This is a genomic window from Sphingobacteriaceae bacterium (assembly GCA_002319075.1).
GTDB lineage: Bacteria > Bacteroidota > Bacteroidia > B-17B0 > Aurantibacillaceae > Aurantibacillus.
Map to the genome: position 1 here is coordinate 2,803,448 of NVQB01000001.1, position 26,101 is coordinate 2,829,548.

Annotated in this window: 20 protein-coding genes; 10 read left to right on the top strand and 10 right to left on the bottom strand. The window is 37.9% G+C overall.

What is annotated here, in order from left to right:
• Positions 1 to 16: 16 nt before the first annotated feature.
• From CNR22_12175 to CNR22_12185, 3 genes are all read left to right on the top strand, one after another.
• Positions 17 to 340, top strand: coding sequence for a hypothetical protein (locus tag CNR22_12175; GenBank protein PBQ32497.1), 324 nt, complete (start codon positions 17 to 19; stop codon positions 338 to 340).
• 181 nt (positions 341 to 521) lie between these two features.
• Positions 522 to 3,692: a hypothetical protein gene (locus tag CNR22_12180; protein PBQ32498.1), complete on the top strand. Its 3,171-nt coding sequence runs from the start codon at positions 522 to 524 to the stop codon at positions 3,690 to 3,692.
• A gap of 92 nt (positions 3,693 to 3,784) precedes the next feature.
• Positions 3,785 to 5,389: a hypothetical protein gene (locus CNR22_12185; GenBank protein PBQ32499.1), complete on the top strand. Its 1,605-nt coding sequence runs from the start codon at positions 3,785 to 3,787 to the stop codon at positions 5,387 to 5,389.
• 187 nt (positions 5,390 to 5,576) lie between these two features.
• On the opposite strand, the gene CNR22_12190 is transcribed toward CNR22_12185, so the two are convergent.
• The 3 genes from CNR22_12190 to CNR22_12200 are packed head-to-tail and all read right to left on the bottom strand — an operon-like array spanning position 5,577 to position 7,675.
• Complete coding sequence (locus tag CNR22_12190; GenBank protein ID PBQ32500.1) at positions 5,577 to 6,038, bottom strand: hypothetical protein; 462 nt, start codon at positions 6,036 to 6,038, stop codon at positions 5,577 to 5,579.
• Positions 6,039 to 6,041: 3 nt separating this feature from the next.
• Positions 6,042 to 6,239, bottom strand: coding sequence for a hypothetical protein (locus CNR22_12195; GenBank protein ID PBQ34888.1), 198 nt, complete (start codon positions 6,237 to 6,239; stop codon positions 6,042 to 6,044).
• 38 nt (positions 6,240 to 6,277) lie between these two features.
• Positions 6,278 to 7,675, bottom strand: a complete 1,398-nt coding sequence (locus tag CNR22_12200; GenBank protein ID PBQ32501.1) for a peptidase dimerization domain protein — start codon at positions 7,673 to 7,675, stop codon at positions 6,278 to 6,280.
• 104 nt (positions 7,676 to 7,779) lie between these two features.
• Between CNR22_12200 and CNR22_12205 the strand changes: the two genes are divergently transcribed.
• The 3 genes from CNR22_12205 to CNR22_12215 are packed head-to-tail and all read left to right on the top strand — an operon-like array spanning position 7,780 to position 10,043.
• Positions 7,780 to 9,060, top strand: a complete 1,281-nt coding sequence (locus CNR22_12205) for a hypothetical protein (protein ID PBQ32502.1) — start codon at positions 7,780 to 7,782, stop codon at positions 9,058 to 9,060.
• Positions 9,061 to 9,100: 40 nt separating this feature from the next.
• Positions 9,101 to 9,664 (top strand): hypothetical protein, encoded by a 564-nt coding sequence (locus CNR22_12210; protein PBQ32503.1) that lies wholly within the window; start codon positions 9,101 to 9,103, stop codon positions 9,662 to 9,664.
• Between the two features lies 1 nt (position 9,665).
• On the top strand, positions 9,666 to 10,043 hold the full coding sequence (locus tag CNR22_12215; protein ID PBQ32504.1) for an RNA-binding protein: 378 nt from the start codon (positions 9,666 to 9,668) through the stop codon (positions 10,041 to 10,043).
• Here the strand turns inward: CNR22_12215 and CNR22_12220 are convergent, their stop codons facing one another.
• From CNR22_12220 to CNR22_12240, 5 genes are all read right to left on the bottom strand, one after another.
• Complete coding sequence (locus CNR22_12220) at positions 10,044 to 10,460, bottom strand: hypothetical protein (GenBank protein ID PBQ32505.1); 417 nt, start codon at positions 10,458 to 10,460, stop codon at positions 10,044 to 10,046.
• 13 nt (positions 10,461 to 10,473) lie between these two features.
• Positions 10,474 to 14,049, bottom strand: a complete 3,576-nt coding sequence (locus CNR22_12225) for a hypothetical protein (protein PBQ32506.1) — start codon at positions 14,047 to 14,049, stop codon at positions 10,474 to 10,476.
• Between the two features lie 144 nt (positions 14,050 to 14,193).
• A complete protein-coding gene (locus tag CNR22_12230) occupies positions 14,194 to 15,567 on the bottom strand; it encodes a hypothetical protein (GenBank protein PBQ32507.1) in 1,374 nt (457 codons plus the stop codon).
• A gap of 121 nt (positions 15,568 to 15,688) precedes the next feature.
• Positions 15,689 to 18,226: a hypothetical protein gene (locus tag CNR22_12235; GenBank protein ID PBQ32508.1), complete on the bottom strand. Its 2,538-nt coding sequence runs from the start codon at positions 18,224 to 18,226 to the stop codon at positions 15,689 to 15,691.
• Between the two features lie 225 nt (positions 18,227 to 18,451).
• Positions 18,452 to 19,516, bottom strand: a complete 1,065-nt coding sequence (locus CNR22_12240) for a phenylacetic acid degradation protein (GenBank protein ID PBQ32509.1) — start codon at positions 19,514 to 19,516, stop codon at positions 18,452 to 18,454.
• A gap of 160 nt (positions 19,517 to 19,676) precedes the next feature.
• On the opposite strand from CNR22_12240, the gene CNR22_12245 reads away from it, so the two are divergent.
• Genes CNR22_12245 through paaI form a run of 3 tightly spaced genes read left to right on the top strand, consistent with a single transcriptional unit; the run spans position 19,677 to position 21,721 of the window.
• Positions 19,677 to 20,618 carry a 1,2-phenylacetyl-CoA epoxidase subunit A gene (locus tag CNR22_12245; protein ID PBQ32510.1) on the top strand — a complete coding sequence of 314 codons (942 nt, stop codon included), beginning with the start codon at positions 19,677 to 19,679 and terminating at the stop codon, positions 20,616 to 20,618.
• 31 nt (positions 20,619 to 20,649) lie between these two features.
• Complete coding sequence (locus CNR22_12250) at positions 20,650 to 20,937, top strand: 1,2-phenylacetyl-CoA epoxidase subunit B (GenBank protein ID PBQ32511.1); 288 nt, start codon at positions 20,650 to 20,652, stop codon at positions 20,935 to 20,937.
• Positions 20,938 to 20,962: 25 nt separating this feature from the next.
• On the top strand, positions 20,963 to 21,721 hold the full coding sequence (gene paaI / locus CNR22_12255; protein PBQ32512.1) for a phenylacetate-CoA oxygenase subunit PaaI: 759 nt from the start codon (positions 20,963 to 20,965) through the stop codon (positions 21,719 to 21,721).
• Positions 21,722 to 21,859: 138 nt separating this feature from the next.
• On the opposite strand, the gene CNR22_12260 is transcribed toward paaI, so the two are convergent.
• Entirely contained in the window at positions 21,860 to 22,732 is an 873-nt protein-coding gene (locus CNR22_12260; GenBank protein ID PBQ32513.1) for a glycosyl transferase, read from the bottom strand.
• A gap of 12 nt (positions 22,733 to 22,744) precedes the next feature.
• Positions 22,745 to 25,270, bottom strand: a complete 2,526-nt coding sequence (locus CNR22_12265; GenBank protein PBQ32514.1) for a hypothetical protein — start codon at positions 25,268 to 25,270, stop codon at positions 22,745 to 22,747.
• Between the two features lie 57 nt (positions 25,271 to 25,327).
• On the opposite strand from CNR22_12265, the gene CNR22_12270 reads away from it, so the two are divergent.
• Positions 25,328 to 26,092, top strand: coding sequence for an RNA methyltransferase (locus CNR22_12270; protein PBQ32515.1), 765 nt, complete (start codon positions 25,328 to 25,330; stop codon positions 26,090 to 26,092).
• The last annotated feature ends 9 nt before the right edge of the window (positions 26,093 to 26,101 follow it).

The following is a 26,101-nucleotide window of genomic DNA, read 5'->3' on the forward strand; positions in this document are numbered from 1 at the left end:
TTCCATCAACACACACATGAAAGAAGACTTTTTATTTATTAATTCTCAAAAGAAACTGCATAAAGTCAATGTGGGTTCTATTAGCTTTATTCAGGCTATGGACGATTACATAAAAATTCATTTTAAAGATTCTAAGTCCATTGTTACCCGCATGACTATGAAAGTAATACTCGAACAATTAGACAGCGACGAGTTTATTCGTGTTCACCGGTCTTTTATTGTTCCGGTAAAAAACATTGAAGCAATGGGTGTAAAGAACATTCTTGTAAATGGGAATGAAATTGCGCTGGGTAAAAATTATGCTGGCGAGGTTAAAGAGCGTTTTAAAGAATACAAGTAAATAATTCTTTCCCTCACAAAAATTTCTCTTACATACATAACCATTTTCAGAGCTTGCTCAGTTGAAAGGGTCTCTTCAAAATTTCAAGCACTTAAATCTGTAAATCGGTAAAAAATATACCCAATGTACGGTATTTTATAGTGGAGGTCCTCTCGCTAAATTGATGGCCTAAAACGGGGACATGAAAAAAATCATCTGGGTATCTTTTTTTATTTGCAATTTTGTTTTTTCTCAGGCGCAGGAGTATAAAAAAATGCAAGATGCTGCCGCCAAAGCGTGCGAAGAAGGCGACTTCAAAAATGCCATTGAGCTTTCAGAATCGGCGATACACGCTGCTACCAGAGACAAGAAAACCAATGTAGATGACTTATATTCTTTGCGATCTGAGAATGCGGCCTACTATCTTTTAAGCGAGCAGGTTGAGAAAGGACTGAGTTTATTTGCTGGTTTAACAGAAGAAGTAGGTACTGGAAAATATCCCATTGCAGAAATGAATCTAAACCAGAACTATGGGATCGCTCTTGTTTTTTTAGGTCTCTATAGTGATGCCTTACCCCTTCTGGAAAAAGCCCACGGGTTAAGTAAGACGCAAAAAATGAAAACCAAAGATCTGGTGTCATGCCTGGGTTCGCTTGCTGTATGTTACCAGTATCAGTACGATTTTTTAAAATCAGAAGCTATTTTTAAGGAAGCGGAGTTAGTTTGTGAAAGAGATAATTTGATGAATACGGCAGATTATGCTGCTCTTGAAAGTAATTTTGCGCTGCTGTATCGCGACATGCAAATTCCAATCAGTGCTAATGAGTGTTATCTGAAGGCAGAGAAAACTTTTACAAGATCAAAAGATACTTTGAATCCTCAATATCCTGTTTTTTTATTGGATTACGGATCAATGCTTGCGGACGCCAACCAGTTTGAGAAAGCACTAAGTCTGTCTTACAGGGCAAAAAACATAGATAAAAAGCTTTACACAGAGAATTCAAATGCTTATGCAGCCGACCTGAATAATCTGGGCTACATTTATGCCCGCATGAATAAAATTGTGGAGACTGAACAGTTTTACATACAGTCTTTAAAGATCAAAAAAGAATTGCCTTTTGTGAGATTAGACAGCTACCTCACTACTTTAAGTAATTTAATGGTTTTTTATTCTAACATGGGAAGAGATGAGGAAGCTGTTGGATTTGTTAAGGAGCTGGAGGATGGGTTAAGGAATAAAGAGCTCACTGATACTTTGAAGCGCGCTACTTTCGCGAATAATCTTGGTATCCAGTTTAAAAACCGGGGAGATATTCTCAAATCTATATACTATTTTAAAGAGGCTTTAAGGTATTATGAAGCCATTTATGGTAAGGATAATTTGTTTATGGCTGAGGTGTACATAGACATGGGAACAGCTTTTTTTGCGGTGGATAATTTTAAAGAGACATCCGACTACCTGAATAAAGCCGCCGATATTTATTCAAAAACCAAAGTGGAAGATAATGTGAATACCATTGGGATGTTTTGCAATCTCGCCATTATTTTAAAAGAAGTAAATAAAGTTAAGGAAGCCAATACATACATAAACAAAGCTCTTGACCTCACAAAAAAATTCAATGTTAAACAAGCAGATATTTTAGAGCAGGTTTATATTAGTAAAGCTGAGATTGCTGCCGAGCTGCACGATGTGAAGATTTCAACGGATTATTTTAATAAATACCTCGAATTAAAATATGCGCAGATCGAAGAAAATTTCAGCTATATGACGGAAAATGAAAAAATGTTTTTCCTTGAAGAGTTTGAACATAATATCAAGAATTTTTATACGATGATCTTAAGTGAAATTGAAAAGTACCCCGAGCTTATTAAGGCTTTGCTGGATTTTCGTTTGAAGACAAAAGCAATGTTACTCAATAATCTTTCTAAGATCAAACAAAGCATCATTGATTTGAACGATCCTCTTCTGAACCAAAAATTTGATGATCTTAAATTAAAACGTGAAACAGTTGCCAAGCTGCTGAGTTTTAACACCGAAGATTATCCCAATGCACTATCTGAAGCCTCTGCTTTAAAGGCTGAAGCCGATTTAATGGAAAAAGAAATTTCATTAAAAGTGAGCGGAACTTTCTCAGGAGATGCAACGAAAAAAAGTGACTGGAAGACCATTCAAAAATTATTAAGTCCGGGAGAAGCTGCCATTGAGATCTTTCAATGTTACCTGGTTTACAATAATAATCAGGGTAAGGGAACCAATTACACTTACATTGTTATTAAGCCAACGGGAGAACCTTTTGCTCTTACAATAGATCGCCCCATTAGCTGGGAAGATGAAGTGCTTAATCTTTACAGAAACAGCATTGACTTTAAGAAAACAGAGCCTGATCTCTATCGTCGTCTCTGGAAATTTGTAGATGAAAAATTAGCCGATACCAAAACTGTTTACATATCACCGGATGGCATTTATAATCAACTCAATCTGAATACAATTTACAATGACGAAAAAAAGCAGTATCTGATCGAAGAAAAAGAAGTTCATTTACTTACTACTTTGAATGATCTACAAAATGTAAAATCCTCAACTTTTAGGAAGCCGAGTAACGCGGTGCTGGTGGGAGATCCAAAGTTTGATTACGATATCACAAAATTAAATGTTCCCAAAAAAGAAAAAGAGGTTTCGCTGGCTGTTGCTTCGCGGGGGGCTTTTGGTTTTGCTCTGGCTGAATTGCCGGGAACAAAAGTAGAAGTGGAAGTGATCAAGACTATTTTTGACAAGAATAACGTGAGTTGCAAATTATTGATGGAAGAAGCGGCTAATGAGCGTGATGTCAAAAAAATTAAAAGTCCTGATGTTCTTCATCTTGCTACGCATGGTTTTTTTCTTGAAGATCCAAAGGAAGAAGACCTGGCAGCTTATGATAAACTGGAAAAAGAGTTTTATAAAAACCCGATGGTGCGTTCTGGTATTTTTTTTAGTGGAGCCAATAAAGATTACGCTCTTAATACTTCGAATGCATCCTCCATTACCGATTTTGAAGATGGGATGCTCACTTCATACGAAGCTATGAACTTGAGTCTTGATAAAACAGAACTTGTAGTGTTAAGTGCTTGTCAAACGGGTTTAGGAAAAGTAAAAAACGGGGAAGGGGTTTATGGTTTGCAAAGGGCGTTTAAGCTAGCCGGAGCTAAATCCATTATTATGAGTCTTTGGCCGGTGAGCGACGATGCTACAAAGGATCTTATGATTGCGTTTTACGATCATTGGATTAAGAACGGAGATATGTACCAGGCATTTAAAGTAGCACAGCTGGAGGTTAAGAAAAAATACCTGGAGCCCTATTATTGGGGGGCCTTTATTCTTGTGGGCAAATAATATACGTGTTTCACGGTAGTGCGAATACCCAGCAGCGGGTATTTGCAGAGTTGATTGGCTGTTTAATATTTGTATATCTAAACCACACACACATGAAGCCACTCTTACCTGCGTTGTTATTAACGATATCTACCTTTACTCAGGCGCAAACCGGTACACATACCGAAGTCACTAAAACGGTACTTGAAAATCTCGGCACGAATGTAAATTCAAGTTCGGGGGAGTTATTACCGGTAATTACAGCTGATGGAAGTACGCTTTATTTTGTACGCGATGGTCATTACGATAACTTCTCAAGCCAGGACGTATGGTATTGTACACGGGAAGGTTCGGGCTGGTCGAAGGCTATTCATCCGAAAGCACCTATTAACCATTCTGGTAAAAATTCGAACGTTTCAAATGTCTCTACAGACGGAAATCAGTTGTTGGTTCGTGGCGCCTTTGAGGATGGGGAGTTTGAGGGTTCAGGACTTTCCATCATTACAAAAAATAAAAAAGGTGAATGGAAAGATCCAAAAAAACTAGAGATCGCAAATTTCAAAAAATATGCAGATGCGGGTTCTTATAATAACTCCTTTCTGGCGCCCAATGGAAAAACATTGATTTATGCTTTTTCTGACAGAAGCAATGGAAATAAACATGATCTCTATTTCAGCCATCTGATCTTAAAAGACAACTGGAGTAAACCAAAATCTATAAAAGACTTTACAAAGTTTGTTGGTAAAGCTTTAAACAACAATACATGGACAGAACCTCAGAAAATAACTGTTTTAAGTAATAGAGATTACAATGAATTCGGACCCTTTATGGCGGCTGATGGGGTTACACTTTATTATTCAACAAATAAACCTGGTGGATTCGGTGATCAGGATATCTGGATGACCAAACGATTAGATGATACCTGGCAAAACTGGTCGGAGCCCATTAATCTGGGAGCCAGCATAAACAGCGACGATTGGGATGCCTATTATTGCCTGGACGCCAGGGGAGAAGAAGCTTACATGGTGTCGAGCAAAGGAACCGGAAACAGTGATATCGTAAAAGTGAAATTGGTAAAAGAGATGCGTCCTAACCCGGTTATTTTAATAAAAGGCAAAGTATTTAATGCTAAAACAAAAGAACCCATTGGTGCAAGCATAGAATACGAAACCCTCATCGATGGAAAGAATGTGGGTGTTGCTCAATCGAACCCGCAAACCGGTGAATATAAAATTATTTTACCCTATGGAAAAAACTATGGATTTATGGCCTATGCCGATAAGCATGCTTCGGTTTCCGACAATTTTGATTTAACTACGGTGGCCGAATATAAAGAGATTGTTCGTGATCTTTATTTAGTACCTATGGAAGTGGGAACTACCATTCGTTTGAATAATATCTTTTTTGACGTCGCCAAAGCCACATTGCGTCCGGAGTCCTATTCAGAATTAGACAGGCTTGCGGGTTTAATGACGCAAAACAGCAAAATGCAAATAGAACTTTCAGGTCACACGGATAACGTAGGTGGTGCTGAGGCCAACTTAAGCCTTTCTTCCGACCGTGCCAAAGCCGTTACGGATTACTTAATAAGTCTGGGAATTGCTACTGATCGTATTGTGGTGAAAGGATATGGCGAAACTAAACCTTTAACATCTAACGATACCGAGGAAGGTAAACAATTAAACAGGCGTGTGGAGTTTACGATCCTTAAGAACTAGGATATACTACTCAAGTTTGATAGCTATGTGACAGAGGCGTCGTACTTTTTTTATGTTCAATAATATGCAAAGAGCCAGAAATTTTCCGGCTCTTTGCATTTGTGCTGTCATTGCTTTTGTATTTTAGTTTTTAAGGAAGTCTTACATTCCTTTTGTAACTTCAATCCCGGCTACTGAGTGCACTCTCTTAGTTGAGATTAATTCGCTCTTTAATATCTACCGGAATTTTTTTCCGGACAAATAATTTTCCAACCTTCAGATTTCCTTTTACTTCAACAGAATTTTTAAATGCTGCGCCGCTTAATAATTTCATCACGTCCATAATATTGGCACCTTTAAAATCATTTTTTAAGTTGAAACTATAAGTTTCCTCAGCATTCGCATTAATGTGAACTCTCTTTGTCAGTTTAGCTTTACCAAGGTACACGCCGCTATAAGTCACGTCAAATTCACTTTTATAAATGGAGAAGCCGAATGCGTTAGGATTTTTAATGCCTATCATAATATCTCCATCGATGCCGGAAGTATTAATCGTGTTTACTTTAAAACCTTTAACACCTGTGCATTGCACTTCTTTAAAATCTTTGCAGTTAGTAAAAGAAAGAAACGTGCAAATGCAAAAAATCAAGAGAGAAAATCGGTAAGTCATTTTTTATTTTTTTAAAGTACGTAATAGCATTATGAGCGAAGATAAAGTCCAGACCCCTTCCAAAACAACGAAGGGCCAGAAGTGAATCAGGTAGCTGGAAATGCAGGCCAGTCCTGCGCCAATAACGTTTAAAAGCAGATACTTCGCAGAAGTAGAGCTCCATTTGTTGGCAAGATTAAATGCGAAGGCGATCAATAAAATAGTAACACCTGTTGTTCCAGTAATATCTCCGTTATTCACTATTTAGAATTTAATTCAGTAAAATACTTATAGAACAAGGGAATAGTTTCGATGCCTTTGTAGTAATTGAACAAGCCATAATGTTCATTTGGAGAGTGCAGAGCGTCTGAGTCTAAACCGAATCCAAATAAAATACTATCCAGACCTAGTTCTTTTTTAAATAAGGCAACTATGGGAATACTTCCACCACCGCGTGTAGGGATTGGTTTTTTACCATACGTCTCCTGCATGGCCTTGCTGGCAGCCTTAAAACCTGCGCTCTCTGTACTCACAACAACAGGTTCTCCACCATGGTGCGCAGTTACTTTTACCTTAACAGATTTAGGCGCAGTTTTTTCAAAATGTTTTTGAAAAAGTTCACTTATTTTATGGGAGTCCTGATCAGGCACTAAACGCATACTAATTTTTGCAAATGCTTTAGAAGGCAAAACGGTTTTTGCACCTTCGCCAATATAACCGCCCCAGATACCATTTACATCTAAAGTGGGACGAATACCAGTTCTCTCATTACTACTAAATCCTTTCTCACCCAGCTCTTCGTCGATGGCCAGATCTTTTTTAAATTCATTCAGATCAAAGGGTGCTTTTCCTAACTCTGCACGTTCAGCATTAGTTAATTCTACAACCTCATCGTAAAAACCCGGAATTGTGATGTGATTGTTTTCATCGTGACAATCGGCAATCATCTTACATAAAATATTAATTGGATTCGCCACTGCACCACCATATACCCCACTGTGTAAATCACGGTTCGGACCAACCACTTCTACTTCCATATAGGCTAAACCCCGCAAACCCACGTCAATACTGGGTGTGTCGTTAGCGATAATAGAAGTATCAGAAATTAGAATCACATCACCTTTTAAGCGGTTTTTATTCTCAATGATCCACGGACCTAGATTCGGAGAGCCCACTTCTTCTTCTCCTTCAATCATAAACTTTACATTGCAGGGAAGCGTGTTTGTTTTCATCATGTATTCAAACGCTTTCACGTGCATGTACATTTGTCCTTTATCGTCGCAGGCACCGCGTGCAAAAATTGCTCCTTCCGGATGAATAGGTGTTTTTTTGATAACGGGCTCAAACGGTGGCGAATCCCAAAGATTAATCGGATCTGCCGGTTGCACATCGTAATGTCCATACACAATTACCGTTGGTTTTTTAGGATCAATTATTTTTTCTCCATACACAACCGGATTTCCTTTAGTTTGCGAAAGTTCTACTTTATCAGCTCCGGCTTCGATTAGCCTCTGCTTTACAGCCTCTGCTGTTTTTATTACATCTGCCTTATATTTACTATCGGCACTCACCGAAGGGATTTTAAGCAGTTCTACTAATTCATTCAATAAGCGATCTTTATTCTGATCTAAATAACCCGTAATGTCTGACTTTTCCATATAAAAAAATTGAACCTTAAAGTTAGTGTTTTACTACCTATTATAAAAAGAATAATTTGCTCTGCGTCCCATGGAGTTAGCTGATTATTTCTAATTTTGTGTACATGATAAAAAGGGTTATTCTTCTTTGCTTTCTGTTGCTGGTTTTCAAACAAAACAAAGCACAGTTTAACGCCTTGCTTACCGAAGGCGATTTCGCGCCGGCAGCAGCACCTAAGTTTGCCATTGAAGATAAAAACACAAAACATAAAGACGCACCTCATGCTTATTTTGATCCTGTGCGCAAACTCTGGCATGCAACGTGGACTCAATTCGATAGTTATAAAAGCAAACAAAAAAGAGACGTTTCAGTTATCTATTATTCGCGTTCTGATGAAGGGAAAACATGGACAACGCCTAAACAACTTAATTTTTTTACTGGCGACTGTCTTGATGGCGACAGCACTGTTAAAGGGCCAATGCCTTGCGTTGGCAGTAACGGAGAAGTCTACATAACCTGGGCGAGCCCAAAAGGATTAGCTTTTCAATGTTCTTTAGACAGTGGAAAAACCTGGTTAAAAGAAGAAAAAATCATTAACCCAATTAAGGGCGGCTGGGCAAATAAAGTAGACGAGATTAAAACGAACGGATTGCCTTTTATTACCTGTGATCTGAGTAACGGCGAATTCAGAGGCCGGATTTATATTACCTGGAGTGATGAAAAAAATGGCGTTAAAAATAAAGACGTTTTTTTAGTTTATAGTGATGATAAAGGTCAAACCTGGACAGAGCCAGTGCTTGTGAGTTACCGTCCAAATCACCGGGAGCAGTTTAAGCCTTGCATAAAAGTAGATACGTTGACTGGTTTTGTTTATGTTTTATATTTTGATAAACAGAATTTTGCGCAGGGCAAAGAAACTGACCTGACATTGGCCTTGAGTAAAAACGGCGGGTTAAAATTTGATTATTACAAAATAAATTCACGGCCTTTTGCGTTTAACTCAAACTTTCTGGAGCTTGAAGATAACAATGGCATGAAAGCCCGTTGGTTGCAGGCTGATGGCTCTAAACGTTTTGGCCTTTATGAAGTGTCGGTTAATGAGAGTACTATAAATGAGTATTACCTGAAAGATGCAGCTGAGGAAATAGAGATTGCCCGAAGTTTTAAATTTGAAGATAAAATAGATCTTGACTTCAAAATTAAAAACAATGCTCTGATCACCGCAGTGGTTACAAAACCACTGGAGCCGGGCTTTGAAAAAATTATTTTTAAAGACAGGCGCGTTTATGGAGGAGCCAATAAATTGAGCATCGATACTAAGCTGGCGGGTCTTAAAAAAGGAAATTATGTACTAACTTTATATTATAACAACCGAAATTCTTTTGTCTGGATTACCGAGGAATAAACTAGTACCGACCCTTATCGCGATTTTTGCGCCAGGCTGTATGGTACATGCGCAACAACGAATAAGCAGTGTAGCGCTCTATCCTACAAATACCAGCGTAGTAATTAAATTCAGCATAGAGCCCGGCGCTACCTGCAGTGGATTTACGATTTTACATAGCCTGGATTCGTTAAATTATGACGAAGTAGCTACAGAGCCCGGAATTTGCGGAACTTCAGCCACAAGCGAAGAAAAAAGTTTTACGCACTTTGCGCCGGTTTTTGATCAGGTAAATTACTACAAAGTTAGGCTTGAACCGCGTGTGGAGACGTCTTTTTCAAAAAGCATTTTCGTAAACTCGCCTGTACAGAAAGGTTTATATGTTTATCCAAATCCGCATTATGAGTCAGGGGAAGTGCTTTCACTCAAAATTCCGGAGGTAGAAAATACTAAACTTAGCGGAGGCATTTTTAATGCATTTGGAGTGTTGGTCAAGAACCTGGATGTATTCACCATCGGCGATCGAGCAGAAATTACTATTTCTGAGCTGGAAAATGGCTTTCATTCCCTCCGTTTAAAACATGAATCCGAAATATTCACTTGTAAATTAATTGTTCTGCACTAATATGGAAGTAAGAGCTGATACCTATCTATGGGCCATCCGCATGTATAAATCCCGCACACTGGCGTCAGATGCTATCAAAGGCGGGAAAGTTAAACTCGATGAACAATCATTTAAACCTTCGCATGTTGTTAAGGTGGGTGAGCGTTACACTATGAGCATTGGTTACGATAAAAAGATTATTGAAGTGAGTGCACTCATGGATAAACGCCAGAGTTTTGAAATAGCGCAAAAGCATTATTTGGATCTTTCACCACCACCCGAGAAAAAGGGGGAAGTTTTACCCTCAGCATTTTTTAAGGTAAATATAAAAAGAGAAAGGGGCACGGGCAGGCCAACCAAAAAAGATAGGCGTGATATGGATGATTTCGGCTCGCTTTAATTAAATATTGTCGAGTAAGGCTTGCGTAAGAGGTTTGTTTAAAAATACAATATCTTTTGAGAGCGCTTTCGATTTTTCTTTGTCATCGGTAGAAACAGAAGAAGTTAAAATTACCAATTTTGGTTTTTTAGGTGTTCTTTCAAGTGTTTTTTGAAACGCGTGTATGAATTGAAAGCCATCTACAATCGGCATATTGATGTCGACAAAAATTACATCGGGGAAAACCTGAGGAAATTCTTTCGAAGTGGTAGCAAGGTTATTTAAAAATTCGAGCGCGCTATTGGAGCTTGTATTTATATAAACGTATTTAGAAAAGCGATAAGAAGTAATAAGCTGCTCATTGATGAAATTATCTACTTCTTCATCGTCGATCAACATCACATATTTATGTTTAAAATTTGGTTCGTCGTTATTCATTTGATGGGTTTTTTTAAAAGGTTATAATAAATTCTGTGCCAACATTTACCTCGCTCCTAATCTCTATTGATCCGCCAAATGATTCGAGTTGCGATTTAATGAGAAATAAACCTAACCCTTTTCCTTCGAGGTTATGATGAAAACGCTGGTAAAGTTGAAATACTTTTTTTCCGTGAAGCTTCATGTCAATTCCGATTCCGTTATCACTAAATCTAAGAATAGTTTTTCCATTTGCCAGCTCTGTTCTAACATTAATTTTAAGGGTTTTCGCTTTGTTACGGTATTTTAAAGCATTGGTTACTAAATTCAAAAAAATACTGTCCAGATAAGATTTATTAAAACTTATTTCATAAACCTCGCTAAAATCATACACAATCTCTGCGCCGCATTCCTTAATTAAAGTATCGCATTGATCAATTGTTTTCTGAAAGGTGGTAAAGAAGGAAAGACGCTCCCTTTGAACAGTAGGAGTATCCTTTACGGTTAAGATAGTATTGAGATCTTTTATAGTTTCATCAAACCGGAGGGTTGATTTTTTTATCCCTTCAAGAATTTGCAGCAAAGTAGGATCTTCTATTTTGAAATTATCAAGCAAATTGGACAATCCCATTAAACTCGCTACCGGTCCGCGAAGATTATGGGATGTTATATAAGCAAATTGTTGCAGGTCTTTGTTGTTCTGAGATAACTCTTTAATAAAGCTTTCTTTTTCCTGCGAATTTTTAAGGAGGAGTTCTTCGTATTTTTTTCTTTCGGTAATGTTGCGAAGAAAGCAAGCTGTGCCTACAACTTCGTGGTCATTATATATTGGATAAAACGAAATTTCAGACCAACTTAGTTCCGAGCCATCATTTTCCATAACCTCTGTGAAAGATTCTCCTGCTAAAGCGCGCTCATAAAACCCTTTAAATCTTCTTCGTATTTTTTCGTCATGTTGAATGGCAAGCAGATCGGTGTCTTTGCTGACAGGTTTTCCCGTACTGTGCAGAACAAGTTCTGAAAACGGTTTATTGTAGGTTATTAATTTCCGATTCTGATCTACACTCCACATTAAATCACTGGTATTATTTATGAGCGATTCGAGATTTTTCCGGTCGAACTCCCGTTCGCGTTCCATGGTTTTTTTCTCTGTAATGTCGCTGCCAACTATGCAAAAACCGGTTATTTTAGTGCCTCTGCTCACCGGACTAATCGTAAAATCTAACCAGATTAGTTTCCCGCGATCGGTTTCAAAGGCTCTGCTGAATTGAAAAGTTTTTCCCGACAGCGTTTTTCGAATAATGCTTCTGAGAAAATGTTTCATTTTCTCGTCAATGATATCGAGTATGGAAGCACCTAGTTTAATTTCTGTTTCGTAAGCTACTTTCAGGTGTTTTACAGCATGCGCGTTAAACGCTTTAATGGTGCCGTCAGGATCCATTAAAATAAACGCTTGTAAGGCGTTATCAAAAATAGTTCTTAAGTTTTCTTCTGATTTAACGATCTGTTCCTGCGATAATTTTTTATTGGTTATGTCCAGAATGGCCACACAAATCCCTTCTGTTTCCCCGTTTTCCCATACAGGAGTGAAAGTTATATTGTACCATATTTTTTTTTCGGGTGTTGAATAGTAATCAATTTCATACTGCACAGTTTCACCCTTTAGAACTTTTTCACGAACATTGTAAAGGAAGTCTTTTCTTTGTGAGTTCACATACTCAATCATTAGCCTGCCTTGTTCTATCTCGTTATTTCCGAATTTAAAAATTGGGCTGGCCTGGGCTTTTTTATTAAAGGCTTTAATTTTTAAATTTCTATCCATTAAAACAAAAGCTTCTGTAGCGTTTTCAATAATGGCACTTAAGTTGTTTTCCGAGTATCTGATTTTTTCTTCGGCTATTTTTTTATCGGTAATGTCACGGGCAATGATCGAAGCTCCGGTAACTACTTCGTTTTGAAAGATGGGTGAAATGGTTAAAGAGACAAAAACCTTTTCACCATTCTTCTTAATACGCAGTGTTTCAAAATGTTTGATGTTTTCGCGGCTCTTCAGTTTATCCACCGTATGATAAGATTCGTCAATTTCAGCAAGTGGCAGAAATTCTGAAGCATCCATTCCAATGGCTTCTGCTTCGGTATAACCAAAAAGTTCTTCTGCTGAACGATTCCAGCTGGTTATTGTGCCGTCTAAAGTGCGACTGATAATTGCATCCTGGGAAGAAGTTACAATAGTTGCAAAGAGTGATTTCTGCTCGTCCAGTTTTTTCTTTTCAGTGATATCTTCAAACAGAAGAACTATAAATCCTTTTTTAGGACTGTAAATGGAAACGGAAAAGCAAATACTCAGCGAGTCTATAAATAATTCAGAAGTGCCTACGGTGCGTTCGGCCGTTACTTTCGTGATCAGATTAAAAAAATGCTGATGCTGTTTCAGATCCGGAACAAGTTCTAAAACTCTTTTTCCGGCAGGGTTTTTTAAACCAGTTATAGTTTCAAAAGATTTGTTTACAGCTATGTACGTGTAATCAACAACGGTAGTATTTTCATAAATGAGTTCGCAGTAGGCAAAACCACTTAAGAGATTTTCAAAAAGATTTCTGTAAAAAATTTCATTTTCTTCCCGTTGTTCTTCTATCTTCTTTTTTTCTGTAACATCCCTGAAATTACAAACGATGGCCTGTACGTTTTCGTCCTGCAAGAGGTTTGAAACGGTTCCTTCTATTAACAGATAGTTTCCGTTTTTTGCCCGAAGGAGGTTACTCGATTCAATTCGTTTGCCTGGTCGTTGAAGAATGGCCTGAAGTTTTTGATGAGAAGTAGGTGTGTTTTCGTTCGGCATAAAACTGAAGAAAGATTTTCCTATTATATCTTCTTCTTCGTAACCGGTGGCTCTTATAAAGGCAGGACTCACATAGATAATAATTCCCTCTGCATTCATCATCGTTATAATGTCTTCAGAGTTTTCAATCAGTGCCCGGAAACGTTTTTCATTTTTTTCGAGTAATAATTGCGTGCCTTTTTTTGCAGTAATGTCTTTAATAAGAACCGAGAGCCCATCGTAAGAAGGATAAATATGATTTTCCAGCCAGGTACGTGTAGGTTCGTAAAAGTCGGTGAGCGAAATGTATTTTTGTTCAATAAGTGCTTTTTCCATAGCCTGAAAAGTGCGGGTACTCATAAATTCGGGGTAAACATCACCGATATATTTTCCTACTACGTCATGATGAGTTTTGCCCGTGCTTTTTAACACATTTTCATTTACATAAGTATAAAAGAGGTTCTTATCGACTGAAACAAATCCTTCTGAGATACGGTTTATTAATGTTTTATAGTTTTCTTCACTCCTTATAACAGCCGCCCAACTTGCGCGCATCTCATGCGTTTTCTTTTGTTCAGCCATATAGGCTAAAATCAGTTTATAACAGAAAAAAAAGGCGGTGAGGGTGGATATGACAATCAAAATAACATTCTCGAGCGTATCAGCTGATTGTTCTGGATAATACTGAATCAGTATCCGTTCAATCATGGGATCAATAAAAAAAACGAAAATGTTACAATAGAGGCAAAAAAAAAGGGTTATAATAAGCGTAATTCGCAGCGCTGGTTTCATTCCTTAAACTAGTTTCTTTGGTGGGTTAATCCCTATAAAGTTATTTAAAAAACGGGCTCTTGGAATTCTCTGTGTTAAAAATGCCTATGGAATTATTACAGATGTAAGTTTTATAGTTTTTTTGTAAGTGGGTGTGGTTTTCTTTTACATTTTAACCCCAATAAAACAAATATCGTCCACTTGTTCAAGGTTGCCCATCCAATGTAACAAGTTGTCGGTGATCAGGCCTTTTTGTTTAATCATGGTCTTTTTATAAATAGATAAGAGTAATTTTTTGATGCGTTTTTGCATGTATTTTTTAGAGGAAGATCCGCCAAACTGGTCGGCGTAACCGTCGGTAAATAAATAGAAGCAGTCGCCCTGATTTAGTTGCAAGTGGTGCGTGGTAAAAGGCAAGGGATTGTCTGTTTTTGCTACTGCTTGTTTATTGGGTTTAATGATGGTGAGTTCATCACTGTTTTCTCGTATAACCCAAAGGGGACTGTTAGCGCCAGCCCATTTAATACTGCGTTTTTCTTTGTCAATGAGACAGAGCGAAATATCCATGCCATCAGTTATCTCGTCGGTATCGGAATGCTGAAAAAAATCGGTTACCAGTTCACGAACTTTGTCTAAAATTTGTCCTGGATCGGTAAGTCCGAATTCTTTTACAGCCTGGTTCAGCGAATTCGTGCATACTACACTTACCATGGCGCCTGGTACACCATGTCCGGTGCTATCGGCAGCAGCAAAAAGAACCTCGTTTGAATTTAAAGGATGCATCCAATAAAAATCGCCGGCCACAATGTCTTTTGGCCTGTAGAGAATAAAACTTTCTGACAGGTAGTTTTTTATGTCGCTCAGCGAAGGCAAGATCGCACTCTGTATATGCTTAGCGTATCTTAACGAATCATTGATCTGACTATTTTTATTTTCAAGGATCGCGTTTTGATTCAGAATTCTTTTTTGATACGCGGAGTTTTGCCTTACAAACGCCGTAAAGAACAAAGTGGTGAAAGCAAACAGAATAAAGTAATTAAAATACCCATAAATTGTAAGCACAGTAGTAAGTTGAACAGATTTGATTGATACTGCAGTTTTAACAGGTAATAAAAAAAGCAAAGCAAAAAAGCCAAGGAGAGAAAGTGCGAAGATAAAGTAGCGCAGAAGTTTCATCTCGTCAAAAAAAACGATGGTAGTCATGCAAATGCACAGAAGGAAAAAATGGAAGTTGGTGAATAGACCAAAAGCCATACTGGTTAAGGTCATAAGCACAAGCATACTGAAAGTTAAAAGTATAAAGCCTTGTAAATGCTTTTTGTAGGCTTGCAGGAAAAAACAGGAAATCGCCATGCAAAATATAGACATGGTAATACTCATCAACGTATATAGTTTAAAGTATAAATGCATTGGAACATAGCCCAAGCAGGCAATACATACAAAAATGATAATCAGGTTGTTTAATTTGATTTTGCGATTCAAACTCTCGCTGTTTCGTTTCGAAATGCCAATGTTTAGCACGTTTTTTAAAGGACGCATAGTACAGTTTTTTTATCTGGTATAAAGATAGGAACACTCCTTTTTTTAATCCGGCATCCTATGTTTTATTCATTCATATGTAAGATTGTTGTTTAGCCTGTTTAACCAGGAGTAATGCCAATCAGGGTTGATATTCGAATCTTGGACGGTCGCCGTTATCTGGTCCGAACTCTATCTGTAGCTCGTTCATCACCTGGTTTAAAATGTCATCAGCATAACTCACTAACTTTTCAAGTTTTACAGAATAAATTCCTTCTTTCGCATTTTTTTCAATTTCGCGTACTTCCAATTTCAGACAATCAATGTGAAAGCCATCAATACTTGGTTTTAGTTGATGCGAGATTTGAAAAACAGTTTTAAGATCTTTAATTGCAAGAGCTTCTTTCATTTGTTTGAGTGAAGAATTCGTTTGACGGATAAAAATTTCAACAAGTTTTTCCATGTACGCCTTATCGCCACCACTCAATAAATTCAGCTCATCCATATTGTATAATTTTTTAGAAGCGTAGGAGATCGCTTCTGCATTTTCAATGATTTCAGTTTTTCCAAGTTGTTTATAGATGCTGTCCATTAAGACTTTTTCTTCAAAGGGCTTGGTAACATAATCATTCATGCCAATACTTAAACAATGGTCGCTCTCTGTTTTAAACGCATTAGCACTCAAAGCTATAATAGGCGTTTTTAATTTTAATGTGTGGCGAATGTTTTGAGTTGCTGTAATGCCATCCATAACGGGCATTTGCAAATCCATTAAAATCACATCAAATTTTTCAGTTTCAAGTAGTTTAACCGCTTCAGCGCCATTGGTAGCAATGCTAACACTAAAATTGTTACGTTCTAAAGTTCTGGTGGCCACAAGACGGTTAAATTCATTGTCTTCCGTTAATAAAACTTTTATCTGAACATTGTTCGCAGTTTTCTTCTGAACACTGTTTTTCTCCACCTCTATTTCTTGTCCTATTGGTAAAGTTAATTTTATTTGAATGGTAGTGCCATGATGACGTTTACTTTGAACATCAATAGTTCCATTCATCAGCTGGATGAGTTCGCGGGTAATTGCCATACCCAGTCCTGTGCCTCCATAATTGCGCGCCGTGGTAACATCTTCCTGTGAAAATTTTGAAAAAATATTTTTCACATAATTTTCTCCCATGCCAATACCAGTGTCTTTAATTGAAAGCAAGATAGTTTGATGGGTTGAAGTTTCCGTTTCTAATTCACAGGCAATGCTCACCCCACCTGTTTGCGTAAATTTCACAGCGTTTCCGAGTAAGTTTAAAAAGATCTGGCGAATGCGTGTTGGATCTCCCACTAAAGTTTTTTTAATGTCGGGTGATACAGTAGCATTCAGGTAGAGATTTTTTTCTGAGGCAGAATTTTTCATGATGTTCACTACATTTTTCAAAACTTCATCCGGGTTAAAATTCTGCATCTCTAACTGAAATTCTCCCGCTTCAATTTTAGAAATATCGAGAATATTATTTAGTACAGATAATAAATGTTGAGAAGCAGTAGAAGTGATCTGAACGTAATGGCGCTGATTCGCGCTCAGATTTTCGTAAGATAATTCACGGATCATCCCGATTATCGCATTCAAAGGCGTTCTGATTTCATGACTCATGTTAGCTAAGAATGCTTCTTTTGCCTGGGAAGATTCTTCCGCTTTTTTCTGAGAAATTTTAAGTTTTTGTTCAAGCGTTTTACGCTCTGTAATATCGAGGTGAATTCCAATTGAGCCTATGAGATTTCCACCATCATCGTAATTTGGAGCTCCACTCACCATCCACCATCTTAGCTCTCCTGATTTATTTTTTATTTCTATCTCATAGATATCCGACAATCCATTTGAACGTTGTGCAGTTTTATTTTTTAAAGTGCTTTTGCTTGATTCAGATACCAAAACATCTACAATGTTTTTGCCAATTAATTCTTCTTTTTTGTAGCCGGAAAGGTCACAGAAACCCTGGTTGCAGTAACGGATAATCTCGCGAAGATCCACTTCCACAAGTCCCATATGGATGTTCGCGATAATGTTGCGGTATTTCTCTTCCCTTAAAATAATGGTTTTTTCAGAAGCTTTTCTTTCTGTTATGTCAATTGCAAGAGCAGTCATTTCGAAATCAACTTCGCTAAGTTGTGTATGCTGTACACTTTGACCGATCCATCGCTCGTTTCCACTCTTGGTTATTATCGGAAATTCGAGATAGGAGGTAGCTTGTTTATTTTCAATTTGAAGCAAATAAACGTTCGCAGCCATCTTTCTGAAATCTTCGCGAATCAATTTTGAGAAATGTGTATTTAATAATTCGATGGCTGAAAATCCAGTCATACGTTCCATTACAGGATTTACAAAGGTGAAATAACCCATGCGGTTAGTTTTGTAAATTACGTCGGTAGATCGTTCAAGTATGTTACGGTATTTTTCTTCGCTCTTTTTTAAAGCTTCGATAGCTCTTTTTTTCTCGGTTTGTTTTTTTCTTAAACGTAAATATTCCTGCTCATCGCATTTGTGTGTTTTAGAAAGTTTTTCGTTTTCACTTTCAAATGTTGCATACGTTTGCTGAACGGCTGCGATAAATTTTTTAAAATCATCATTTTTCTCAGCGCCGTCAGGAAGAAAGTTTTTAATCTGGTTCTGGAGTAACTTATGAAGTTCCATTTTTTCTAATTTTTTGCTGCGTTAGATTTATACAGTAAAAATAGAGTTTGATAACATGGCAAAACTGAGCAGAACAGTCTAAAGAAAACACATGTAAGATTTAGAAGATTTTTGTGATTAAATCACCGTGAAAATGCGGGTTTTGGCCTCTAAAAGATGGGAGTGAAGCAAAAAAAAATGTCCCGCTATGCGAAACATTTTTTATTGGTATAAATTTAATTTTTTCTATGCATCGTAATCGATTACTACTGTTGGAGTAATCGGATGTGCCTGGCAGGTTAAAATAAATCCTTCTTCTACTTCCGCGTCGGTTAAAGCGAAGTTAGCGGTCATTTTTACCTGACCTTCTAATACTTTAGCGCGGCATGTACAACAAACTGCTCCTTTACAACTAAAAGGTGCGTCAACGCCTGCTTCTATTGCAGCGTCCAGTATGCTAATACTGCTTGTTTCCAGGTTAAATTCGGTTTCAATTCCGTATTGCAGAACTTTTACTTTTGCATTTACATTACCACCTGTTGCTACTTCTGCTTTTGCTACAGCTTCAATAACAGCAGTAAAGTATTCAATGTGAATTTTTTCTTTCGGAACTTTTAGTGCTTCCAGCGTGGTTTTTACGTTTTCCATCATTGGCGCAGGACCACAAACAAAGTATTCGTCGGCATTTAAACCGCCAAAGGTTTCCACCAAAGTTTTTGTTTTTTCTGTAGTAAGAATCCCGGTTTGCAAGTCTGATATTTTTTGAATCGGCTGATCGTAAACATGCACTACAGTGAGGTTTGGATTATTTCCCGAAATAACATCCAATTCTTCTCTAAAAATAGAAGTCTCTTCACTTCTGTTGGCGTAAATTAAAGTGATCTTGCTTTGTTTTTCTACATACAAAACGCTCTTTAAAATACTCATCATGGGAGTAATTCCGCTACCACCTGCAAAAAGAACGTAATTTTTTGATTTGGCACCAGATAACACGGTATGAAAATTTCCCATCGGCGTCATCACTTCTATCATATCTCCCACTTTTAACTCGCGGTTGATATAGGTGGATACAAGCCCGCCGTTAACTTCTTTAATAGCCACGCGCAATTCTTTTTCGCTGTACGGACTCGAGCAAAGACTGTAAGAACGCCTTACTTCTTCTCCTTTTAAATTAAGTTTTAAAGTAACATACTGCCCTTGTTTAAATTGGTACTCGGGTTGTTGTTGTGGAGGAACTTCAAAAGCAATGGAAACTGCATCTGCTGTTTCGCGACGGATATCTTTGATCTTAAGTGTATGAAAACGTGCCATAGGTTTAATATAGGCTGCAAAAATAGCCGTTTTAAGCCTATAAAAAAATTAAAATTCCACACGAATCACCTTGCTTTCGGGTAACGAATAAATACCGTTTTTTTTGATTTAAAAGCCTATAAATCCTATCTTTGCAGCAATAATTTAATTCCAGCAGATTATGGACGTTGTTAATTTTGAAGATTTATTTGAAGCCAAGCTGGCTAAAAATGAAATGATTGAACCAAAAGATTGGATGCCTGAAAATTACCGCAAGCATCTTATTCGCCAGATTTCTCAACATGCTCACAGCGAAATCGTTGGTATGTTACCTGAAGGAAACTGGATTTCACGCGCTCCAAGTCTGCGTTCCAAACTTGTTTTATTGGCAAAAGTGCAGGACGAAGGAGGACACGGTTTGTATTTATATACTGCCGCTGAATCCTTAGGTACGAGCCGTGATGAAATGTTGAACGCACTCCTTACGGGAAAAGCAAAATATTCTTCGATTTTTAATTATCCTACTTTAACCTGGGCCGATGTTGGCGCAGTGGGCTGGCTCGTAGATGGCGCAGCGATTATGAACCAGGTAATGTTACAACGTTCTTCTTATGGACCTTATAGCCGTGCAATGGTGCGTATTTGTAAAGAAGAGAGTTTTCATCAACGCCAGGGTTACGAATTAATGACGCATTTGGCTTTTGGTACTCCCGCTCAAAAAGAAATGGCGCAGGATGCTTTGAACCGTTGGTGGTTCCCTACACTCATGATGTTTGGTCCACCCGATCGCGAAAGTCCAAATAGTGAGAATGCTATTAAATGGAGAATTAAACGTGAAACAAATGATCAGTTACGTCAACGTTTCGTAAATCAAACAGTTGTACAGGCAGAATATCTGGGTCTTACAATTCCTGATAAAGGGTTGGTTTGGAACGAAGAACGAAAAGCTTACGATTTCAGCGAGCCAGATTGGGCAGAGTTCAAAAACATTATCAAGGGAAATGGCCCTTGCAATAAAGAACGTATGACTTCCCGCAATAAATCGCACAAAGAAGGAGAGTGGGTAAGAGCAGCAGCAGCAGCCTACGGTAAAAAACAAAGTGAAAAATCACAAGCTGCTTAATAATTTATAATTCAATTTTTTTCAATTTCATATGAGTGATAGTCAAGGCCCTTTGTGGGAAGTATTTGTTCAAAAAAAATCTGGTCAGCCATTTGTACATTGTGGCAACCTTCATGCTTATGATAAAGAAATGGCTTTACAAAATGCCCGCGATTTATACACGCGTCGTGGCGAAGGCATGTCTTTATGGGTAGTACCCAGCGAAGCCATTGTTTCGAGTAGTCCTGAAGATGCGGGTCCGTTTTTTGAACCGGCTAACGATAAAATTTTTCGTCATCCAACCTTCTACCAGATTCCTGATGGAGTAGGGCATATGTAATATAAATTTAAGACGAACAAAACTTATGGATTCGAAGGAAGCTTTATTTAATTATACTTTACGTTTAGGAGATACAAGTCTTATTCTTGGTCAGCGTTTGAGCGAGTGGACAGGGCATGGTCCTTTTTTAGAAGAAGATCTCGCCTTGACGAATATCGCCCTGGATATTTTTGGCAGAGCAAAAGGTCTGCTGGAATATGCCGCGCAAGTTGAAGGCAAAGGAAGAACAGAAGATGATCTTGCTTTTTTTCGTAACGACAGAGAATATTTTAACGCTTTAATTACAGAACAACCTAACGGAGACTATGCGCAGACCATTATTCGCCAGGCTTTCATAGATTGTTTCGATCTGTTATTTTATACGGCGCTTTCAAAAAGTAAAGACGAAACCCTCGCAGGCATCTCCGCAAAATCGGTCATGGAAATTACTTACCATAAACGTCACAGTTTTAGTTGGGTAATGCGTTTTGGAAATGGAACAGAAGAAAGTCTACAACGTTTACAAAAAGGTTTTGACGCCACCTGGGAATATACAGGCGAATTATTTGAAATGACCAAGACAGATGAGGCTCTTTTAAAAGACGGAATCTCTGTAGATCTTGCAGCATTAAAACCCATTTGGGAAAAAGAAATTTTTGAGCTGCTTGAAAAAGCAAACATTCAAATTCCGGAAACAACTTTTATGCAAACCGGTAGCAGAAGAGGTTTGCACGGCGAACACTTAAGTTACATTCTTGCTGAAATGCAATCTCTTCCAAGAATGCACCCAACTGCTAAGTGGTAGTATATGGAAGAACAGAAAAATAACTGGAAAAAACTTTACCCTTACTTTGTAGACTTCTGGCAATATGCTGTAATCATTGTAATTATGATCATAGCAGCGATCTTTATTTTGTAAATGCTATTACGTACTCACCACTCACTAAGTAATTCGGTAGTTCCTGTTCTCTCCAATCCTCCAACCCGTAAGCTTTTCCACCAAAAACAAAAAACGGTATTTTAAATTTCGTTTTACTTTTTTAAGATCGTATTTAAAATTCCAGTTTGCGTGTTGAATGCGGGTCTCAAAAACTTTTGGGTGCGAGCCTTTATAGATTTCTAAAAGATCAATGTTACTGTAATCAAATTCTTCCACTTCAGGAATGTTATTTTTCATCCAGGCATCGTCGTGCCACATCTTGTGAAAAGAACTTTGTTTGGCTTGCTGCGCTTTTGGTGACTTCACCCAGCCATAATGATAAATAAAAGCGCCCGTTTTTTTGACGGTTAATTTTTTGTCATCCAATGTTCTGAATCCCTGCGCGTCTTTGTAAGAGCGAATCGTTTTATTATTTTTTATAATACGGATTTCATGTTTGTACCAGCGTCGTCCAACACCCACGTATTTGTAATGGCCGTAAAAATGTTTGTATTCAAATAGAAGTCCGTCAACGGCTTTGTCCATGGCATGCATCTGCATGCTTTCTTTTATTTTTGGAAGGTCTGCCTCATGCACACACTCGTCGCTCTGAATGTAAAAACACCAATCATACTCTTTTGGAATCTGATCAAAGACTTTATTTGTTTCTAACGATAAAACTTTTCCGCCTTCACGCATGCTGTCATCCCATACGGTATCAATAATTTTTATTTTGTCGGAAGGTATAGAGGCAATTAATTCGCGGGTGCCATCGTCACTGTTTCCTACTCCTACATAAAAAACATCACAAATGGGTAAAATGGAAGTAATGGCTTCCACCACCGGGTAGTCGTACTTAAGGGCGTTTCGTATAATTGTAAATCCTGCAACCTGCATACTAAAAATAATTTAAAATGGATAACCTATTCCGAAATTGATAACGGAATATTGCCAGCCTTGTTTATCAAAAGTCCACCTGCTTCCCGCTGGAAATTTAGGATCTTTTAAAGGTGCTGCTACATCTAAACGCAAAACAAAAAAAGTAAGATCCCAGCGAATTCCTGCACCAGCGCCTATGGCAACCTGGTCCGCAAATTTACTTACAATAAATTCGGCACCTGGCTTATTCGGATCGGGTTGTAAACGCCAGATATTTCCCGCATCCACGAATAAAGCTCCATAAAAAGATTTGATAATATGAAAACGGTATTCAATATTTCCTTCTAGTAACAGGTCCCCTATTTTGTCAAAGCGTGCCGGACTATCTCTTGGATCATATCCTCCGGGTCCCAAAGTCCGAGCGCGCCATGCTCTCACACCGTTTGGTCCGCCGCTAAAAAAACTTTGTTCATACGGAAGTACATTTAAGTTGGCCAAAGGTTTACCAATACCCGCTGCTACACGGTAAACGATACGGCTTTTTTTACGAATGGGAATATAAATTCTAAAGTCAATGTCTGCTTTTAAAAATTGAGCAAAAGGAATATTGAAAATTCTATAACGCCCTAAACTGTCACTGGGCTGATCCGTAGCTTTATAAAAGGCTCGTAAAATATTTCCAGACGACTGTAAATTTAATTTTGCAAAGAAGGCTGCTTTCTGCCCGGTTACAGAATTTTCTTTGGAAGTGTAGGTAAGCCCGTATCGGCTGAGTGTTGTAATGTGATCCTGGAAAGAGTTAAGCAAAAATGCATCGTTATAATCCTTTAATAATTTCGTGTAACTGTCTAACAAATTTGCACGGACCAGGTATACTTCAAAAGGAACGATATCATGTCTTAATTGACGGTTAAAAGTTTTAAAGCTAAAACCGTAGTCCACGTTGGTAATGATTCTGCTGAACTCAGGACGCGTTTGGTAATTTAAAGAAGTCCGGATAAAAGTTCTGGGTTGCTGATCTTTCTTAAAAGGTAATAAAGAGAATGGGAAAAAAGCACGGGGAACTGAAAATGAAATTTCCGGACCAAACTGTATGGTATTAAAAGTTTTTTGAAGTTTTTGCACGGAGTTAATATCTCCAACGCCACTAACCACACCTTCATTAGAATTTAGTGGTTTTTGTGCTGCAACAGAACCCTGGAGTTTGATCTCTACCAATTCTCCGCCCCTGAAAAAATTACGGTTCTGATAAATAATGCTGCCGTCTATGCCTAAATTTCCCGAGGTGTTAGTGCCTTCTGTTTCAGCTGTTGCAGATTGTTTCAATAAAGGATTACAAATGATGTAACAATCAAGTTCATTGGTAAAATCTTTATTCAAAAGAAATTGAATGGTCACGTTTTTAAAGATGCCTAGTCCCAGTAATTGCTTATAAGTTTGCTGTGCGCTGTCTTTCCTGTAATATTGTCCGGGATATAAATCTGTATTGGAAGAAATGATTTTACGTTTGTATGCCAGGGGTTTATTTAAAAGAAAGATTAATCCTTTCTTTTTTGACACTACGGTGTCTTTAAAAACGTAATCCCGCGGATTTCCTACCAACCCTTCGGTGATAATAAAAACATTGGCAATCTTAAATCGGGGATGATCGATTTCCACCAGCGAGTCGTTATCTGCGCTGGTTGCCTGCGAGAATCGCTTCAATTTTATTTTCATTGCTACAGAATGATTAACGCAGTTAGTGTCTGCGCCATAATTGATGTAAGCATTCTCGAAATAAAAATAGCCGTTATTGAGCGCATTGTCGGTAATCCTTTGGCGTTCGGCCTGAAATTTATCCTCATCGTATTGCATCCCCGTTTTTAACAGAGAATTTACAGTATCTTTTAAAATGAGTGCGCCGAGGTTTTTGTCTTTAAGTTCATAGCTAATTTGACTAACGGTGTAGCTCTGGCGGGGCAATAGATAATATTTGATAATCGCACGTTTCGAGTTCCGTATGAGTTGTACGGTGTCGGAAACTTTATTATCAAAGTAACCCTTACTGAATAAAAATTTACTCAGTTGAAAAAGGGTCTGGTGAGTTAATGCAGAGTCATAAACCACAGCCGGTTCTCCAATGTCGCGAAGGCTTTCAACAAACATCAGACTTTCTTTGTCCTTTAATTTTGGTTGTTTGGCCAGCTTACCTCTTTTAAAACGACGCGCATTTTTCTTTTCGAAACGTTTTACTTTTTCCGCATTAAGACGATCGTATTTTAAATTGCGCTTGATTTTTTTTTCATTTATTTTTTTCTCATCGAATAAATTGTACCACCATACAAAAAATTGAACCTGTCTGAAAAATTTCCGGTTGGGTTTCTGTCTGAAAAAAGCCTGGAAACTCTCTTTTGGAATATTAGTGGCCTTTGAATTCTCTACTTCAACCTTTTCAACAATATATTGTCCGGGTAATAATTTTTTTGTGGGATTGCAGGAAGCAAAAAACAGAAGTAAACTCAGTACGCCGGCCTTTCTGATAAGCGCAGCATTTGCAGGCCACCAGGAAAGGTTCATTATTTTTGTGTTGACGTGCAATTCGGCTTTATAAAATACGCTAATTTAGGGTAAAATATGCTTAGTAAAAATCAAATAAAGGAAATACAATCTCTGCAAATAAAAAAGTTCAGAGAATCTAAAAAACAATTTATTGCAGAGGGGATAAAAACGGTGCTTGAAATTTTAGAGCACGCACCGATATTACTCGAGGATATCTTTGCGACGAGAGAATTTATAGAAGCACATAAAGAAACGCTTCGGAGATTAAACCTAAAATACACAGAAGTAAGCGAAGCGGAGTTAAAAAAGATTAGCCTGCAAACCACGCCAAGCGGCGTTATGGCCATCTGTAGATATTTTAAGGAGCCAAAAGCAGATTTCGATTTTGAAAATAATTTCGCTTTTTTTCTCGACGATGTTCGCGATCCGGGTAATCTTGGTACCATCATACGCCTGGCAGATTGGTTTGGTGTTTCTACTATTTTTTGTTCTCCGGGCAGTTGCGACTTTTATAATCCTAAAGTGATTCAATCTACCATGGGAGCCTTCCTTAGAGTTAGCAGCGTTTACATAGAGTTAAAAGATCTGCTTGCAAAACAACAGATTAAAACTATTTATGGCGCAGTATTAACGGGAAGTAATCTTTACAAAGAGAAACTTACCAACGGACTCATCGTAATTGGAAACGAAGCAAATGGTATCAGTGAAGAGAATTTAAATCTTCTTACCAAAAAACTGACCATTCCAGCCAACCAAAATAACGGAACGGAATCCCTCAATGCCGCTATGGCTACCTCGATTATTGCCTCTGAGTTTTTCAGGCAATTAAAACAGAGCTAGAAAATTAGG

Bases quoted from the DNA above. Each gene is read 5' to 3' on its own strand.
- paaI (PBQ32512.1), top strand. From the start codon at position 20,963: ATGGATTCGAAGGAAGCTTTATTTAATTATACTTTACGTTTAGGAGAT.
- CNR22_12250 (PBQ32511.1), top strand. From the start codon at position 20,650: ATGAGTGATAGTCAAGGCCCTTTGTGGGAAGTATTTGTTCAAAAAAAA.
- CNR22_12265 (PBQ32514.1), bottom strand. From the start codon at position 25,270: ATGAACCTTTCCTGGTGGCCTGCAAATGCTGCGCTTATCAGAAAGGCC.
- CNR22_12205 (PBQ32502.1), top strand. From the start codon at position 7,780: ATGATAAAAAGGGTTATTCTTCTTTGCTTTCTGTTGCTGGTTTTCAAA.
- CNR22_12220 (PBQ32505.1), bottom strand. From the start codon at position 10,460: ATGAATAACGACGAACCAAATTTTAAACATAAATATGTGATGTTGATC.
- CNR22_12200 (PBQ32501.1), bottom strand. From the start codon at position 7,675: ATGGAAAAGTCAGACATTACGGGTTATTTAGATCAGAATAAAGATCGC.
- CNR22_12245 (PBQ32510.1), top strand. From the start codon at position 19,677: ATGGACGTTGTTAATTTTGAAGATTTATTTGAAGCCAAGCTGGCTAAA.
- CNR22_12240 (PBQ32509.1), bottom strand. From the start codon at position 19,516: ATGGCACGTTTTCATACACTTAAGATCAAAGATATCCGTCGCGAAACA.
- CNR22_12230 (PBQ32507.1), bottom strand. From the start codon at position 15,567: ATGCGTCCTTTAAAAAACGTGCTAAACATTGGCATTTCGAAACGAAAC.
- CNR22_12270 (PBQ32515.1), top strand. From the start codon at position 25,328: ATGCTTAGTAAAAATCAAATAAAGGAAATACAATCTCTGCAAATAAAA.
- CNR22_12175 (PBQ32497.1), top strand. From the start codon at position 17: ATGAAAGAAGACTTTTTATTTATTAATTCTCAAAAGAAACTGCATAAA.
- CNR22_12210 (PBQ32503.1), top strand. From the start codon at position 9,101: ATGGTACATGCGCAACAACGAATAAGCAGTGTAGCGCTCTATCCTACA.
- CNR22_12185 (PBQ32499.1), top strand. From the start codon at position 3,785: ATGAAGCCACTCTTACCTGCGTTGTTATTAACGATATCTACCTTTACT.
- CNR22_12180 (PBQ32498.1), top strand. From the start codon at position 522: ATGAAAAAAATCATCTGGGTATCTTTTTTTATTTGCAATTTTGTTTTT.
- CNR22_12190 (PBQ32500.1), bottom strand. From the start codon at position 6,038: ATGACTTACCGATTTTCTCTCTTGATTTTTTGCATTTGCACGTTTCTT.
- CNR22_12225 (PBQ32506.1), bottom strand. From the start codon at position 14,049: ATGAAACCAGCGCTGCGAATTACGCTTATTATAACCCTTTTTTTTTGC.
- CNR22_12215 (PBQ32504.1), top strand. From the start codon at position 9,666: ATGGAAGTAAGAGCTGATACCTATCTATGGGCCATCCGCATGTATAAA.
- CNR22_12235 (PBQ32508.1), bottom strand. From the start codon at position 18,226: ATGGAACTTCATAAGTTACTCCAGAACCAGATTAAAAACTTTCTTCCT.
- CNR22_12260 (PBQ32513.1), bottom strand. From the start codon at position 22,732: ATGCAGGTTGCAGGATTTACAATTATACGAAACGCCCTTAAGTACGAC.